This is a genomic window from Pseudomonas moorei (assembly GCF_008801475.1).
Classification (GTDB): domain Bacteria; phylum Pseudomonadota; class Gammaproteobacteria; order Pseudomonadales; family Pseudomonadaceae; genus Aquipseudomonas; species Aquipseudomonas moorei.
This window is the reverse complement of sequence record NZ_VZPP01000009.1, coordinates 259,257-273,694: the sequence shown is the minus strand read 5'-3', so window position 1 is coordinate 273,694 and position 14,438 is coordinate 259,257. Positions and strand designations below refer to the sequence as shown.

At 59.1% G+C, this 14,438-nt stretch carries 13 protein-coding genes and 4 tRNA genes; 7 read left to right on the top strand and 10 right to left on the bottom strand.

The annotated features are described in order from the left end of the window. Window positions 1-56: 56 nt before the first annotated feature. A complete protein-coding gene (locus F7R06_RS19230; protein WP_090317671.1) occupies window positions 57-2,291 on the bottom strand; it encodes a DNA internalization-related competence protein ComEC/Rec2 in 2,235 nt (744 codons plus the stop codon). 136 nt (window positions 2,292-2,427) lie between these two features. Between F7R06_RS19230 and F7R06_RS19225 the strand changes: the two genes are divergently transcribed. Further along, the gene (locus tag F7R06_RS19225; RefSeq protein ID WP_090317667.1) at window positions 2,428-2,943 is read left to right on the top strand and encodes a DUF2062 domain-containing protein; all 516 of its coding nucleotides are present in this window, start codon (window positions 2,428-2,430) and stop codon (window positions 2,941-2,943) included. Between the two features lie 64 nt (window positions 2,944-3,007). Here F7R06_RS19225 and F7R06_RS19220 read toward each other — a convergent pair whose 3' ends face one another. The 4 genes from F7R06_RS19220 to F7R06_RS19205 form a co-directional block, all read right to left on the bottom strand. Beyond that, window positions 3,008-3,787, bottom strand: a complete 780-nt coding sequence (locus tag F7R06_RS19220) for an ABC transporter permease (protein WP_090317664.1) — start codon at window positions 3,785-3,787, stop codon at window positions 3,008-3,010. Further along, window positions 3,784-4,716, bottom strand: coding sequence for an ABC transporter ATP-binding protein (locus F7R06_RS19215; RefSeq protein ID WP_090317661.1), 933 nt, complete (start codon window positions 4,714-4,716; stop codon window positions 3,784-3,786). Before F7R06_RS19215 ends, F7R06_RS19220 begins: the two co-directional genes overlap by 4 nt. Before the next feature lie 133 nt (window positions 4,717-4,849). Further along, a complete protein-coding gene (locus tag F7R06_RS19210; protein ID WP_090317658.1) occupies window positions 4,850-5,473 on the bottom strand; it encodes a glutathione S-transferase family protein in 624 nt (207 codons plus the stop codon). A gap of 43 nt (window positions 5,474-5,516) precedes the next feature. After that, window positions 5,517-6,176 (bottom strand): transglutaminase-like domain-containing protein, encoded by a 660-nt coding sequence (locus F7R06_RS19205; protein ID WP_090317655.1) that lies wholly within the window; start codon window positions 6,174-6,176, stop codon window positions 5,517-5,519. Window positions 6,177-6,424: 248 nt separating this feature from the next. Here F7R06_RS19205 and F7R06_RS19200 point away from each other — a divergent pair, with 248 nt between their 5' ends. Both F7R06_RS19200 and F7R06_RS19195 read left to right on the top strand, forming a co-directional pair. After that, a complete protein-coding gene (locus F7R06_RS19200; RefSeq protein ID WP_090317652.1) occupies window positions 6,425-8,872 on the top strand; it encodes an acyl-CoA dehydrogenase in 2,448 nt (815 codons plus the stop codon). 84 nt (window positions 8,873-8,956) lie between these two features. Continuing rightward, window positions 8,957-9,364: a PA2817 family protein gene (locus F7R06_RS19195; protein ID WP_047526931.1), complete on the top strand. Its 408-nt coding sequence runs from the start codon at window positions 8,957-8,959 to the stop codon at window positions 9,362-9,364. A gap of 57 nt (window positions 9,365-9,421) precedes the next feature. Here F7R06_RS19195 and F7R06_RS19190 read toward each other — a convergent pair whose 3' ends face one another. Next, on the bottom strand, window positions 9,422-10,420 hold the full coding sequence (locus F7R06_RS19190; RefSeq protein ID WP_090317650.1) for a LysR family transcriptional regulator: 999 nt from the start codon (window positions 10,418-10,420) through the stop codon (window positions 9,422-9,424). 91 nt (window positions 10,421-10,511) lie between these two features. On the opposite strand from F7R06_RS19190, the gene F7R06_RS19185 reads away from it, so the two are divergent. From F7R06_RS19185 to F7R06_RS19175, 3 genes are all read left to right on the top strand, one after another. Further along, window positions 10,512-11,138: an alanyl-tRNA editing protein gene (locus F7R06_RS19185; protein WP_090317646.1), complete on the top strand. Its 627-nt coding sequence runs from the start codon at window positions 10,512-10,514 to the stop codon at window positions 11,136-11,138. A gap of 92 nt (window positions 11,139-11,230) precedes the next feature. Beyond that, window positions 11,231-12,001 (top strand): 2OG-Fe(II) oxygenase, encoded by a 771-nt coding sequence (locus tag F7R06_RS19180; RefSeq protein ID WP_090317643.1) that lies wholly within the window; start codon window positions 11,231-11,233, stop codon window positions 11,999-12,001. 1 nt (window position 12,002) lies between these two features. After that, on the top strand, window positions 12,003-12,641 hold the full coding sequence (locus F7R06_RS19175) for a LysE family translocator (protein WP_090317639.1): 639 nt from the start codon (window positions 12,003-12,005) through the stop codon (window positions 12,639-12,641). Window positions 12,642-12,757: 116 nt separating this feature from the next. Here F7R06_RS19175 and F7R06_RS19170 read toward each other — a convergent pair. The 4 genes from F7R06_RS19170 to F7R06_RS19155 all read right to left on the bottom strand — a co-directional run bounded on the left by F7R06_RS19170 (window position 12,758) and on the right by F7R06_RS19155 (window position 13,170). Continuing rightward, a tRNA-Gly gene (locus F7R06_RS19170) sits at window positions 12,758-12,833 on the bottom strand. Between the two features lie 3 nt (window positions 12,834-12,836). Then, a tRNA-Glu gene (locus F7R06_RS19165) sits at window positions 12,837-12,912 on the bottom strand. Between the two features lie 104 nt (window positions 12,913-13,016). Beyond that, window positions 13,017-13,092, bottom strand: a tRNA-Gly gene (locus F7R06_RS19160). Between the two features lie 2 nt (window positions 13,093-13,094). Next, window positions 13,095-13,170: transfer RNA gene (locus tag F7R06_RS19155), tRNA-Glu, on the bottom strand. Between the two features lie 386 nt (window positions 13,171-13,556). On the opposite strand from F7R06_RS19155, the gene F7R06_RS19150 reads away from it, so the two are divergent. Further along, on the top strand, window positions 13,557-14,315 hold the full coding sequence (locus F7R06_RS19150; RefSeq protein ID WP_245706671.1) for a hypothetical protein: 759 nt from the start codon (window positions 13,557-13,559) through the stop codon (window positions 14,313-14,315). Window positions 14,316-14,438: the final 123 nt, after the last annotated feature.

Below are 14,438 nucleotides of genomic sequence, written 5' to 3'. Positions count from 1 at the left end.
GGTCGACGCACCGAAGACCGTGATGTCGCATCCGGTCGGGCTGTAATAACTCCCGGTTATTTGTTTACGGGCGGTGGATCGCGCCAGAAGCGCCGTTCCAGACGCATTGAACGCGGCGCCTCGTAACGCCCGAGTTGCAGATGAATGGCACCCTGCTCCGCACTGTCGTAGATCGCCATGCCGAGCTTTTTATAGCGTGCCAGGACGGTCCGGTGCGGATGGCCGAACGAATTGCCCTGGCCACGGGAGATCAGCACCGCCTTGGGCTGCAAGGCGTTGAGCAGCACCATGGACGACGAACTGCGACTGCCGTGGTGCGGCGATTGCAGCCAATCGGTGGTTACGGCCAATGGACTGTCGAGCAAGGCGCGCTCGGCGGCCGTGTCGATGTCGCCGGTCAGCAGCATTCGCTCGCCGTTGGCTTCGATCTGCAGAACGCAGGATTTCGGATTGCTTTCGCGGGCATGCGCCCATTGCCACAGTTCAAAGTTCACGCCGTCCCAGGTCCATCGCCGACCGTTCTCGCAGCCCCGCGCTTTCAGTTCGCCCGGCAACTCTGCCGGTTCACCACCGAGTACATGCCTCACCGGAAGCCCCTGGGCGATAGCCCGCGCTCCGCCGGCATGATCGGCGTGGGCGTGGCTGATCAACATCAGGTCGATACCGTCCACGCCCAATTTGCGTATCGTTGGCAAAACCACGCGCTCGCCGAGATCGTTGTCACCGAACCGAGGACCCGCGTCATACAGCAGCGTGTGATGGCGAGTGCGTACCAGGATCGCCAGGCCCTGGCCGACATCCAGCTGCCAGACCTCGGCAATTCCTTCCGGTATTTCGGCGCGCGGCGGAAAAACCAGCAACAGCAGCATTGGCCATCCGAGCGGGCGCATCGGCACACCCCGCGGCAGCAAAAGGAGAAAGGCTCCCAAGGTACCGATGGCCCAGACCCATGGTGGAATCGCTGCGGGCACCCACGCCGGAACCTGGCCCGCCACCCACCCCAGCCCCCAGAACAACCCATCGATCAGACCACCCGTGATCCACAACAGGCCCTCGCCCACATAAGGCACGGGCAACAACAGCGTCCCGAGCAATGCCGGTGGCAGTACCACCAGACTGATCCACGGCACCGCCAACAGGTTGACCAGCGGCCCACTGACACTGATCGGCAAACCCAATACCAGCAACAACGGGCCCAGGCCGATTGCGATCAGCCATTGCGCGCGGCTCCAGGTTTGCCACCAAAGCCAAGGCCCCAAGCGACCGCCGAAGGTGAAGATCAGCACGGCCACCGCTGCGAAAGACAACCAGAACCCCGGTTGCAGACTGGCCAGCGGATCCAATAGCAAAACGCCATTGAGCGCCAGCAGCAACGGCCACCACGCGCCAAGGTGTCGAAAACGCAGGCGCCATAACAGCACCAGACCGATCATCAAACAGGCACGCCGCACCGGCACATCAAAACCGGCCAATAGCCCGTAACCAAGCGCTGCAGCGAAGGCCAGACCACAGGCCCAGGGCAACCATGGCAGACGGTTCGACCACAGGCCATAGCGGGCGAGCCCGGCAATCAGCAGATACACCACCCCCGCCAGCAGACCAATGTGCTGCCCGGAAATCACCAATAAATGCACGGTGCCGGTGTCTTGCAACACCTGCCAATCCTGGCGGCTGAGTCCACCACCATCACCCAGAACCAAAGCGGCCAGCACGCCCGTACGGCCTTGGGCGTCCACGGTCTGCAAGCGCTGACGAATACCATCGCGCCAGGCCCATTGCGCCTCGCGCAAACGCTCGCCGTCCTTGACGGTCCCCGTTGCCCCGATGCGTTGCGCCAACAGCCAGGCGTCGTAATCGAAGGCATGGGGATTGAGCAGCCCGGCGGGACGCTTCAACTTGACCGCCAAGCGCCAGCGCTCGCCGCTGTTCACCGGTGGCCCTTCATACCAGGCCAGTCGCATGAGTTGTGGCACTTTGCCGTGTCGCGACCGGGCATCCGCCAGCTCAAAACGGATTACGCCTTCGTTGTTCTGGGGCAGCCCCACCACCCGCCCTTCGACCCAGCGCGTTTCGCCATCGAGGCTCGCTGGCAAACGATCATCCAGTGCCCATTGCGCCTGTGCGCAGGCCCAACTCAAGCCAAACAGGAAAAACGCCACCGGGTAGGTCCTGAATGGCAACACCATCAAACCCACAACCGGCATCAACAGCCACAACCCGACCGGCGGCAATACCGGTAAAAAGCGCAAGGTCAGCAGACCCAACGCCAGCGCCATCATCCCTGTGCGCATAAGCCCGTCCTTGAGAGTCCCGTCCCTAGGCATAGCGGGCGTATCGCACGGTCGTCGTTATCAATTGTCACAAAGTCTGAATGGGCGACGCCTAGAATCGAGACATACTTGCCGCCTTAACCGACCGAGAAGCCTTATGCCCCGGCGCTTGTTCAAACGCTACATGCCAGACCCGACCAGCATCAGGGAACACAAATCCTTACGCTTTCTCGGCACCCTGCTGCATGACCCCAACCTCTGGCACCTCAATCGCCACTCCGTAGCCCGGGCAATGGCGGTTGGCCTGTTCGCGGCGTTCCTGCCGATCCCTTTGCAAATGCTGTTGGCCGCCGTACTCGCGATCATCGTGCGCGGCAACATGCCGATTGCCGTCAGCCTGGTCTGGCTGACCAACCCGATCACCATGCCTGCGGTGTTCTACTGCACTTACCAGGCCGGCGCCTGGCTGATGGACGTTCCTCCCCGCCAATTGCCGGATGCGTTGACCTGGGAATGGATCAGCGGCGAGTTATCGACCTTGTGGCAGCCGTTTTTGCTGGGCTCGGTGGTGACGGGTTTGGCTCTCGGGGCGCTCGCCTACTGCCTGGTGATGATGTATTGGCGCTGGTGGGTGGCGCGGCAATGGAAGCGCCGCAAGAAAAGCCGAATGTGAGAAAGCAAAACGGCCTCCGTATGGAGGCCGTTCTTTTTTGCGGTGTCTGTGATGACACTATCGCTTATGTGCGCATCCCGCGACCGCTGACCAGCAATCGCGCGCAACCGATATACAGCACGACAGTCGCCACCAACATGAAGGTGATCGCAATGCTGATGCGGATATCCGACACACCAAGGATGCCGTAACGGAAGGCGTTGACCATGTGCAGCACCGGGTTGGCCAGGGACACGGTCTGCCAGAACGGCGGCAGCAACGAAATCGAGTAGAACACCCCGCCCAGGTACGTCAGTGGTGTCAGCACGAAGGTCGGAATGATCGAAATGTCATCGAAGTTGCGCGCAAACACGGCGTTGATAAAGCCCAGCAGCGAGAAGATAGTCGCCGTCAGCACCACCACCAGAAGGGTCACCCCAAGGTGATGCACCTGCAAATGGGTGAAAAACAGCGACAGCAGCGTCACGATGATGCCAACCATCAGCCCGCGCAGTACACCGCCCAGGGTAAAGCCAATCAGAATGGTGTGGGGCGAGACCGGCGACACCATCAGTTCTTCAATGGAACGCTGAAACTTGCTGCCGAAAAAGCTCGACACCACGTTACCGTAGGAGTTGGTGATCACCGACATCATGATCAGCCCCGGCACGATGTACTCCATATAGGTGAAACCACCCATGTCGCCGATTTGCCGGCCGATCAGATTGCCGAAGATCACGAAGTACAGAACCATTGTGATGGCCGGCGGCAGCAGGGTCTGCGGCCAGATCCGGGTAAAACGCCGGACCTCACGGTAAACGATGGTGTTCAGGGCGACGAGGTTGGGCTGCAGCTCGGAACTCATACCGCCACCTTCGACAGATTTTTCTCCACCAGGGACACGAACAACTCCTCAAGGCGATTGGTTTTGTTACGCAGGCTCAGCACTTCGATGTTCTGCTGTGCCAGCTGAGTGAACAGCGCAGTGATGCCCATGCTCTTGTCCACCTGGACTTCCAGGGTATGGGCATCGATCAACCGCGACGGATAGCCGATCAGCTGCGGCGGTGCGCTCACACTGTATTTCAGATCCAGCAAGAAAGTTTCGACATGCAACTGGCTGAGCAACTGCTTCATGCTGGTATTTTCGACGATGGTGCCGTGGTCGATGATGCCGATGTTGCGGCACAACTGCTCAGCCTCTTCCAGATAGTGCGTGGTGAGGATGATGGTGATGCCTTTTTTGTTCAGCTCGGTGAGAAAGGTCCACATCGAGCGACGCAGTTCGATGTCCACGCCGGCGGTCGGTTCGTCGAGGATCAACAGGCGTGGCTCGTGGACCAGCGCCCGGGCAATCATCAGTCGACGCTTCATGCCACCGGACAGCGAACGCGACGGCACATCGCGCTTGTCCCATAGCCCGAGCTGGGTCAAATACTGCTCGGCGCGCTCCTTGGCGATTTTCGCCGGAATGCCGTAGTAACCGGCCTGGGTCACGACAATGTCGAAGGTCTTTTCAAACTGGTTGAAGTTGAACTCCTGGGGTACGACGCCGATGGAGCGCTTGAGCCCCGCCGGGTCCTTGTCCAGGTCGTGACCAAAGATATTCACCGTGCCGCTGGTTTTGTTCACCAGGGTCGAGAGAATGCCGATGGTCGTGGATTTGCCGGCGCCGTTGGGGCCGAGCAGGGCGAAAAAGTCACCTTCGGCGACATCCAGATCGATACCACTCAAGGCCTGGAAACCGTTGCCGTAGGTTTTGGTTAGCTGCCGGATGGACAGAGCGGAACTCATATCGGATTCATGCACCAAGAAGGAAGGAAAGGAATAAATGGGGGCGGGCGGCGGACAACTCAACCACGACGCACCGGCACAATGGTGCTTGTCGCCGCCACACAAGTACAGTCAAGTGTGTCGATAGTGAGTATTAAGTCAACGCGGTCATCACCGCCTTTTGATAAGCCGGACGCTGTTTCAGCCTTGCGTACCAGGCCTCCAGGTGAGGCATGGGCGCACGCTCGATCGGCATTTCGAACCAGGCATAAATGAAACTGCCCAGGGGAATGTCGCCCATGCCGATCTCGTCACCGGACAGGTATGGCCGGGTTGCCAATGCCTGATCGGCCATCATCAGCAGCGCTTCACATTCCTTGATTGCCGCCTTGATGGCGGGCCAGTCCTGCTGGTCTGCGCGGGTGCGCAAGACGCCCCAGAACACGGTACGGAACGGTCCGGCAAAACTGGAAGTGGTCCAGTCCATCCACTTGTCGGCTGTTGCGCGAGCTTGCAGATCCGCCGGATACCAGGCGCTGCCTTCGGCGTGACGGGCCATCAGGTAACGGACGATGGCATTGGATTCCCACAACACGAAGCCATCATCTTCAATCACCGGGACTCGGCCGTTAGGATTCATCGCGCGGTACTGCGGCGTGTCGACGACACCAAAAGCACCACCGGCATCGATGGCTTCATAGGCCAAGCCCAGCTCTTCGGCGGCCCACAATGGCTTTCTGACATTCGATGAATTTTTCCGACCCCAGATCTTCAGCATGACCGCCTCTCAATGGATGAATGCGCAGGCAGCATACGCCGGATCAGGCGCGACTCAAATCGCTCTGCATGTGCCCCAACAGCCCTGGCAGTTGCTCGCCGAACAAGTGCGGATAACACTTTTCAAGGTGCGCGAAGAAAAACGTTTCCGGCACGTCGCTGAACTGGCCATGATCAATCAGATACTCCATCAGCTTCTCGCCATCGCGATTGAATGGATGGAAAACACTGTCGTTGATCCCGTCGAATTCCAGCGGCGCGACATTGAACAGCTGACACAGACCCTGGTTGAAGGCCGGGGTGGCTTTGACCCAGCGGCCGTTCAGGTAAAGCTCGGTGTAGCCATGCATGGCAAACACGTCGCTCTTGAGCAATTCGAGCAGACGCGGCGTCGATAAATGATTGCGTACATCCGCCAGACCAATCCGCGCGGGAATTGCGCAATGCCGCGCGCACCCGGCCAACAGCGTGGCCTTGGGCACGCAGTAACTCTCACCGGTCGCCAGTGCATGACTGCCGCGCAAGGTCTGTGGATCACGACTGAACGTGTAAGGGTTGTAGCGCACGGCTTCACGGACGGCGTAATAGAGGTTGATCGCCTGCTCGAGCGGGTCGCGACGGCTGCCGCGATGTTGTTCGGCGAACTCCATCACCGAGGGATGGTCACTATCGATGAAGCGGCCGGGACTCAGGTACTCGTGCATGAGAGCAATCTCCTTGGGAAGCTCCGAGTCTAGCGAGAGGTTCAGCACAGAGATAACGACGTTTCGGCCAAACATGGGCGCTATATCGCTCGTTCAATGAACGATTTTTCACGGCCTGGCGTTCATCAGGCCTACAAAATCAACCACTGTTTCCCACGTTTTCAATCACAACGCTGCGACCACCCTGTTTTGCGGATGCCGTCTAAGCTCTGAGGGTTGGCTCGCCCTGGTTTCACGGAGGATTAAATATGCTGCTGTTGTGGATACTGGTTCTGCTTGTCGGGATAGCTTACTTGGCCCACCGCCGGATTTCGCCGCTGCCTGCACTGGGTATCGTGGCTGTCTACCTGCTGGCAATGGGCGTATTCAGCCACGCACCAGGCTGGCTGCTACTGATTTTCTGGGGGCTGGTTGCCGTCGTGGCGACCCCCTTGCTGCTACCCGACCTGCGCCGTAAATGCTTCAGTGCGCCGCTGTTCAACTGGTTCCAGAAAACTCTGCCGCCCATGTCGCAAACCGAGCGCGAAGCCATCGAGGCCGGCACGGTATGGTGGGATGGCGAATTGTTCAGCGGCCGTCCGGACTGGAACAAACTGCTGGCCTATCCAAAAGCGCAGTTGAGTGAGGAGGAACAGGCCTTCATCGATGGTCCGACCGAAGAACTCTGCGCCATGGTCAGCGACTGGCAGCTCGGTCAAACCATGGACCTGCCGGCCGAGGCCTGGGCATTCATCAAGGAAAACGGCTTCTTCGCCCTGATCATTCCCAAGGAATTTGGCGGCAAGGGGTTTTCGGCCTATGCCCACTCCCAGGTCGCGATGAAACTGGCGTCCCACAGCGGCGACCTTGCCTCCACCGTGATGGTCCCCAACTCCCTCGGCCCGGCCGAACTGCTGCTGCATTACGGCACCGACGAACAACGCAACCATTACCTGCCACGCCTGGCGCGCGGCGAAGAAATCCCCTGCTTCGCCCTGACCGGGCCGTTGGCCGGCTCCGATGCGGGCGGAATGCCAGACACCGGGGTGATCTGCAAAGGTCAATGGGAAGGCAAGGAAACCCTCGGCCTGCGACTGAACTGGGAAAAGCGCTACATCACACTGGGCCCGGTGGCCACCCTGCTCGGCCTGGCGTTCAAGGCCTACGACCCGGATCACTTGTTGGGCGAGCAGGAAGACCTGGGCATCAGCCTGGCACTGATACCGACTGACACCGCGGGAGTGGAAATCGGCCGCCGTCACCTGCCGCTCGGTGCGGCGTTCATGAATGGCCCCAACTCCGGCAAGGATGTGTTCGTGCCGCTGGAATACCTCATCGGCGGTCAGGAAATGCTCGGCAAGGGCTGGATGATGCTGATGAATTGCCTGTCAGTCGGGCGCTCGATCTCCCTGCCAGCGGTCGGTACCGGCATGGCCAAGTTCAGCAGCCTTGTGACCGGCCAATACGCCCGGATTCGCGAGCAGTTCAACGTACCGATTGCCGCCTTCGAAGGCATTCAGGAAGCCATGGGACGCATCGCCGGCAACGCCTGGATGATGGACGCGGCGCGCATGCTGACGACCAATGCGGTGGATCTGGGCGAGAAGCCGTCGGTCCTGTCGGCGATTCTCAAGTACCACCTCACCGAACGCGGCCGCGAGTGCATCACCCACGCCATGGATGTTCACGGCGGCAAGGCGATCATCATGGGGCCGAAAAACTATCTCGGACGGATCTGGAACGGCGCGCCGATCTGCATCACCGTGGAAGGGGCGAACATTCTCTCGCGCAACCTGATGATCTTTGGCCAGGGCGCGATTCGTTGCCATCCGTTCGTCCTCAAGGAAATGGCCCTCGCCAGCCGCGAAGACAAGGATCAGGCCCTGACCGAGTTCGACGGCCTGCTGCTCAAGCACATCGGTTTTGCCGTGAGCAACGCAGCCAGCACCCTGGTGCTGAACCTTGGTTTCGGGCATCTGGAACACCTGCCGGGCGACAGGCTCAGCCAGGGTTATTTCCGCGCGCTCAACCGTCAGGCCGCCTCGTTCGCCCTGCTCGCCGATCTGAGCATGATGCTGCTGGGCGGTGAATTGAAACGCCGCGAACGCCTCTCGGCACGGTTGGGCGATGTACTGAGCAACCTGTACCTGGCCAGCGCCGCACTCAAGCGTTACAGCGACCTCGACTCACCGGAACACATGACGCCGCTGTTTACCTGGGCCATGGAAGAAAGCCTGGGCCTGGCCGAGCGGGCCATGGACGAACTGTTGAGCAACTTCCCGAACAGGATACTGGGCTGCTTGTTGCGGGTGATCGTGTTCCCGTTCGGCCGCCGCCACAAAGGGCCTTCGGACAGACTCGGCGCGGAAGTGGCGGCAGTGATCGGCCGTGCCAAAGGCGATCCGACTCTGGAAGAGTTGCTCTTGGGCTGCTATCGCCCGCAATCGGCCGAAGACCCGGTCGGCGCACTGCAACACGCCAGCGATCTGTTGAACGCAGCGCAACCTCTGCAAAAGAAACTGCATGTGGCACTCAAAAGCGGTCAGGTCAAACCGATCGCCGGGGAACACATCATTGATACGGCACTTGAAGCTGGCGTATTGCAACCCGTGGAGGCACATGCTCTGCGTGAAGCCGAAGCGGCGCGACGCAAGGTGATCAATGTCGATGACTTCGACAAGGACGAGCTGGCGCTGGCCGCAGGGAAGGTCCGATGATCCAGCAGTCCCTCTCTTCCAAGTGAAAAAAGGGCGCAGGAGCTTTATACTCCTGCGCCCGTTTTGCTCTTGAGGACTTATCTCGTGTCCAACATCGTTGCCGATCATCTCGTTCTGCTCGACCACCTGCGCAGCATCCTGGTCGCCGTAGGTGAGGCCGACCAGGTTCCCGAAGAAAGCCATGCCTTGTTCCTGGAGCGCTTTGACGAATTGCGTGCATTGCTGCCGGTCGATCCGATCGAAAGCCAATACCTGGGCCAGGACATTCTGTGCCAGGTGATTACCCGCTACCCACAAATCGCCCACCTGGTCCCGCGCGACCTGCTGTGGTACTTCGCCGGCGATTGCCTGCATTACATGCCCGACGATGAAATCGACCTTTACCAGGCCCTGGAAGAGCGTCGTTTCGAAGCCGAACAGAACGACGAACCTTTCGACTGGAACCAGGAAAAACAGCTGCTGGCGTTGTCGAATGAGGACAGCAAGCACTGATCCGCGTTCAGCAACACAAAGGCCCGCATGTTCAACCATGCGGGCCTTTTTAATGCCCTAAAACAAACCGTCACTCTCGGGCAACTCATACTCCGATACCGCCGTAGCCAGTTTGCCCGGCTTCCCTGGTTTGCCCAAGGTCGGCTCTTTCTCCATGCACTCCACGAGGTAATCGATCAACACCCGCAGCTTGGGAGGCAGGTAGCGGGTGGGCGAATGCAGCAACCAGGCACCGCCGTGGTAGGACGCCAGAAAAACCCAGTCCGGCAGCACCTGCACCATCAATCCCTTCTCCAAGGCACGGCGCGCCGTAAAGTACGGCAGGCTGCCTATGCCGATGTGCTGCAATACCGCGCCAAAACGCACACCCGTGTGGTTGGCGGCGTATCGCCCGCGCACGCCCACAGTCACGGATTTGTTGCCTTTCTTGAATTTCCAGCGCGCATCGCTCGGCGTTTCACCCAGGTAGATGCAGCTGTGGTTGAGCAAATCATGGGGATGAGTCGGGGTTCCGTGTTCAGCCAGATACTGCGGCGTCGCGCAAAGCAAATGGTCAATCGTCAGTAACTGCCGCCCCACCAGGCCCGCAGGGGGTCGGTCGGTGATGCGAATCGCCAGGTCGACGTGATCGTCGATCAGATCCACCTGCCGATCCTCAAGCAACAGCTCCACATCCACTTTGGGATAGCGACGTAAAAACTCCGGCATATGCGGGTGAATCACGATCCGCCCCACCGCTTTCGGCACACTGAGACGCACCACACCCTCGGGTTCATCCGTGAACTGACCACTGATTTCCATGACTGACCGAGCGGCATTGACCATCTCCTGGCAGCGCTTGAAGACTTCCTCGCCACCATCGCTCAATCGCAACTTGCGTGTGGTCCGTTGCAGCAGGCGAGTGGCCAGTGCCTTTTCCAGACGCGAAATGCTGCGGCTCACCGCCGAAGGTGAAGAGCCCAGCTGCCGGGCCGCCTCGGAGAAGCTGCCGGTCTCGACGACCTTGACGAAAATCGCCATTTCACCGAGCAACGGCAGTGGAAGATTTATGCTCACAACGCAACAGTCCTTTGATGTTTGAACGGATTATCACGTAATTCCAGGCTCCATATAATGAAAAATGGAAACATTCATACGAGCATGGAATATGACGCTTCGCCTCTTTTTCCATAGTGATGACCTCAAGGCCAATGTGGAAGTCCTGGATTGCACGCCCCACGAGAACGAATTCGCCGTGGTGCTGCGCGCAACGTTGTTTCACCCTCAGGGTGGCGGGCAACCCTGCGACACCGGATGGATCGGCGAAAGCCAGGTATTACGCGTGGTTCAGGATCCCGATCGGATCATTCACTTTGTCGACCAGCCGATCAAACCCGGCATGACTCAGATCCGGGTGGACGAACAACGTCGTCGGTTCAACACGCGCATGCATACCGCCGGCCACCTGATCGGCCACTTTGTTCAAGCCATGGGCTGGATGCCTACCAAGGCCCATCATTGGCCAGGCGAAGGACGTGTGCAGTTCAAACCCACGGAATCGGCAAAAGACGTTGATGCCCCTGCAGTTCAGCACGGCATCGAACAATGGATCGCCCGCGACCTGCCGCGCCTGACATCGCTACGCGAGGGCGCCCGGGAAATCGGTTTCGGTGAACTGCCCGCCTATGGCTGCGGCGGCACCCACGTACGCAGCCTGAAGGATCTGGGCGCAGTCACAATCGCTTCCCTTTCGCAGAAGAAAGGGATCCTGTCGGTTCACTACCACGTGGACTGAGGATTCGGACGATGACGCCAATGTCATCGCCTGACGCCGGGGGAGCCTGCATTCGCGGGCTTCGTTGACTCTCTGATAGATGGACCTAAGACATGATGCTTGAAGTCGAGCGTCTCGATGAGGCGTGCATAAAAAAACTGGCCAATGAAGAAGTCCTTGCCGTCCGTTTCAAAGGCTGGCTGCCCCGGTCGCTGGCGATCCAGATTGGCGACAAGATCCTCGCGCCAGGTTTCGAAGGCTATATCAACGCGCCGAGCATCGGCCGCATCGGCATGGCGTTCTACGAAGCGGAAAACCAGCCAGTACTGATAGAGGACTACTTCGACCGCGCCACCCGTAACATCGCCGAGTTACGCAACCGCTGTGCCCCCTACTCCTGCCCGGTCGACACCCTGCGCTGCATGCTCGACGAATCCTGGCCAGCCGGCGCACACCTGGAAAGCCTTTACGGCCGCAAGATGTACGTTGGCCTGTCACGAGTGGTGAAGCCAGACGTGTGCTTCCTGGCTCATCACGACATTTTCGCCAAGGACGCCCCCGACAGTTTCCAGGCCAGAAGCCTGGAAGCGCAGTTCGCCTGCAATGTTTACCTGAACATGCCCAGTGAGGGTGGCGCGCTGCAGATATGGGACCAAGACATTTCCCCGGAACAGTTCGACGAAATGCGTGGCGACAGTTACGGCATCGACCCGGCCCTGCTGGGCACTCCAACCCTGGAGATAAGCCCTGAACCAGGGGACTTCATCATGTTCAATTCGCGGCGCATGCACGCAGTGACGCCAGGTGTGGCCGATCCGCGCTTGAGTCTTTCATTCTTTGTCGGCTATCGCGGCAACGCTTCCCCCCTGACCTTCTGGAGTTGAGATGCTTTCAAATTACCTGGGCGAATTTCTGGCTTTGGCCACGATTCACTTTCTGGCGGTGGTCGCTCCCGGGCCAGACTTCGCCGTGACGATTCGCCAGAGTGTGCGTTTCGGCCGAGTGATCGGGATTTGCACGGCACTGGGGATCGGTGCGGGGATTTCCGTACACGTGCTGTACACCTTGTTGGGCGTCGGCGCACTGATGCACACCGCGCCCTGGCTGTTGACGGTAGCCAAGGTCGTGGGCGGCGCCTACATTCTGTACCTCGGTGTCAGCCTGCTGCGCAGCAAACCGAAAACCGTGCCGGAAGGCGGCCACAGCGCAGACGAACCGGTCGTCGAGCAAACGCTGCTGAAAGCCTTTACCACGGGCTTTCTGACCAACGCCACCAACCCCAAGGCCACACTGTTTTTCCTGGCGATCTTCACCACCCTCATCAGCGCCACGACCCCACTGAAAATTCAGGCGCTGTACGGTATCTGGATGTGTTTCGTAAACGCATTGTGGTTCGTCATCGTTGCGCTGTTCTTTTCCAGCGCACGGGTGCGAGTATTGTTCATGCGCATGGGGCACTGGTTCGAACGCACCATGGGGCTGATCCTGATCCTGTTTGCTGGCCGGTTGATTCTGTCGATGTAAGATCCCGCCCCTGCAAAAAGGCCCGCGCAGTCAGACTGGCGGGCCTTTTTTCTGTTTCGCAGATAAATCACGCGCAAACAAAAACGCCGCTCAATGAGCGGCGTTTTCGTTAAATATGGAGCGGGAAACGAGACTCGAACTCGCGACCCCGACCTTGGCAAGGTCGTGCTCTACCAACTGAGCTATTCCCGCAAATGGCGTCCCCTAGGGGACTCGAACCCCTGTTACCGCCGTGAAAGGGCGGTGTCCTAGGCCACTAGACGAAGGGGACACGCTGCCCGGAACACATGGTGTGTGTTTCGGTGCCCAGATCCGCGTCCGAAGACTTGGTTCTGGTTTCACTCAGCCTTGCCCGAAAGCAACGCTGTTTAAAATTGGAGCGGGAAACGAGACTCGAACTCGCGACCCCGACCTTGGCAAGGTCGTGCTCTACCAACTGAGCTATTCCCGCTTTGGCGTCCCCTAGGGGACTCGAACCCCTGTTACCGCCGTGAAAGGGCGGTGTCCTAGGCCACTAGACGAAGGGGACACACTACAACATTCACTCCCTGCTTCGTTTCGCTGTGTGCTTTACGCTGCAAGTGGCGCGCATTCTATGGATGGATTGGAAGGTCGTCAACCCCCTGATATAAATTTATTTAAATCAATGACTTCGCCCTGCTTTTCGGCCCCAATCCGGATTTTCCGCCGCCCGGTGTTTGGCGCCTATATTCTGACACTCGCCAAGACGCTATAGTCCACGACATGAATGATGGCAATCTGCTCAGGAGGTGCCAGTATTCATATAAGCAAGGACTGACCGATAAAGGTTGAGCCACGCCGATTCAACTCGTCGAGCGGCGCTAGGCGCTTAAATGCCTGGCCACTAAACTCGGACGCGAACCCAATAAAGAGGTCTTACCGGTGACACCACTCATGATCACCCTGCTCGTCGTAGCCGGGATCGCACTCTTGATCGCCATTGGCTACATCAACCATGTGGTGGAAAACAATAAGGTGGAAAGGGCCCGCACCAAGGTTGAACTCAACGATCGCCTGCGCCGTTGCGGCGAAATCACAGAGACCTTCCCTGGCCAGTTGATGACACCGGCGCTCAAGCTGCTGTTGACTCGCCTGGAACTGAACGTCTGCCAGCGCCTGCTGAACCTGGAAAAAACCAGTTCCAACCTCAAGGCGCGGATTGCCGAGCTGGAGGTACTGACAGCCTTGGGCGAAGGGATGCCGGTCAACAACCCGCCGGCACCGATCCAGACCGAAGCCAAGGCCAAGGACGTACGCTTTCTGCTCGAAGCCCTGCACGGCCAGATCACCCGCGCAGCGCAGGACGGCTTTCTTCAGCCCACCGAAGCCAAGCGCTGGATCCGGGAAGTGCGCCATATCCTGGTCTTGCTGCACATTGAGTTCTTCAACAACCTCGGTCAGCACTCCCTGCAACAAAACCAGCCTGGTCAGGCGCGCCTTGCGTTCGAACGTGGCGTGCAATACCTACGCAAACAGCAGGAACCACAGCTCTACGCCGAACAACTGGAATATCTGGAAAAGCTCCTGGCCCGCGCAAACGACCAGGTCATGGACCGCATTGCGCCGGTAGAAGGCGAAGTGAACCAATTGACCGAAGGCCTCAAAGATGTCGAGGCAGATGCGGACTGGAAGAAAAAAGTGATTTACGACTGATCACCGACCAAACGCAAAAAAGCCACCGTGACAGGTGGCTTTTTTTTGGTTCACGTCCCGGTGAACATGCATACCCTGTAGCAGCTGGCTTGCAGCGATGGCATCGAGTGCGCCGTGTTTATC

Excerpts from the sequence above, each read along its gene's own strand:
- F7R06_RS19215 (WP_090317661.1), bottom strand. The coding sequence starts at position 4,716 with ATGAGTTCCGCTCTGTCCATCCGGCAGCTAACCAAAACCTACGGCAAC.
- F7R06_RS19220 (WP_090317664.1), bottom strand. The coding sequence starts at position 3,787 with ATGAGTTCCGAGCTGCAGCCCAACCTCGTCGCCCTGAACACCATCGTT.
- F7R06_RS19200 (WP_090317652.1), top strand. The coding sequence starts at position 6,425 with ATGCTGCTGTTGTGGATACTGGTTCTGCTTGTCGGGATAGCTTACTTG.
- F7R06_RS19210 (WP_090317658.1), bottom strand. The coding sequence starts at position 5,473 with ATGCTGAAGATCTGGGGTCGGAAAAATTCATCGAATGTCAGAAAGCCA.
- F7R06_RS19225 (WP_090317667.1), top strand. The coding sequence starts at position 2,428 with ATGCCCCGGCGCTTGTTCAAACGCTACATGCCAGACCCGACCAGCATC.
- F7R06_RS19185 (WP_090317646.1), top strand. The coding sequence starts at position 10,512 with ATGACGCTTCGCCTCTTTTTCCATAGTGATGACCTCAAGGCCAATGTG.
- F7R06_RS19175 (WP_090317639.1), top strand. The coding sequence starts at position 12,003 with ATGCTTTCAAATTACCTGGGCGAATTTCTGGCTTTGGCCACGATTCAC.
- F7R06_RS19150 (WP_245706671.1), top strand. The coding sequence starts at position 13,557 with ATGATCACCCTGCTCGTCGTAGCCGGGATCGCACTCTTGATCGCCATT.
- F7R06_RS19230 (WP_090317671.1), bottom strand. The coding sequence starts at position 2,291 with ATGCGCACAGGGATGATGGCGCTGGCGTTGGGTCTGCTGACCTTGCGC.
- F7R06_RS19180 (WP_090317643.1), top strand. The coding sequence starts at position 11,231 with ATGATGCTTGAAGTCGAGCGTCTCGATGAGGCGTGCATAAAAAAACTG.
- F7R06_RS19205 (WP_090317655.1), bottom strand. The coding sequence starts at position 6,176 with ATGCACGAGTACCTGAGTCCCGGCCGCTTCATCGATAGTGACCATCCC.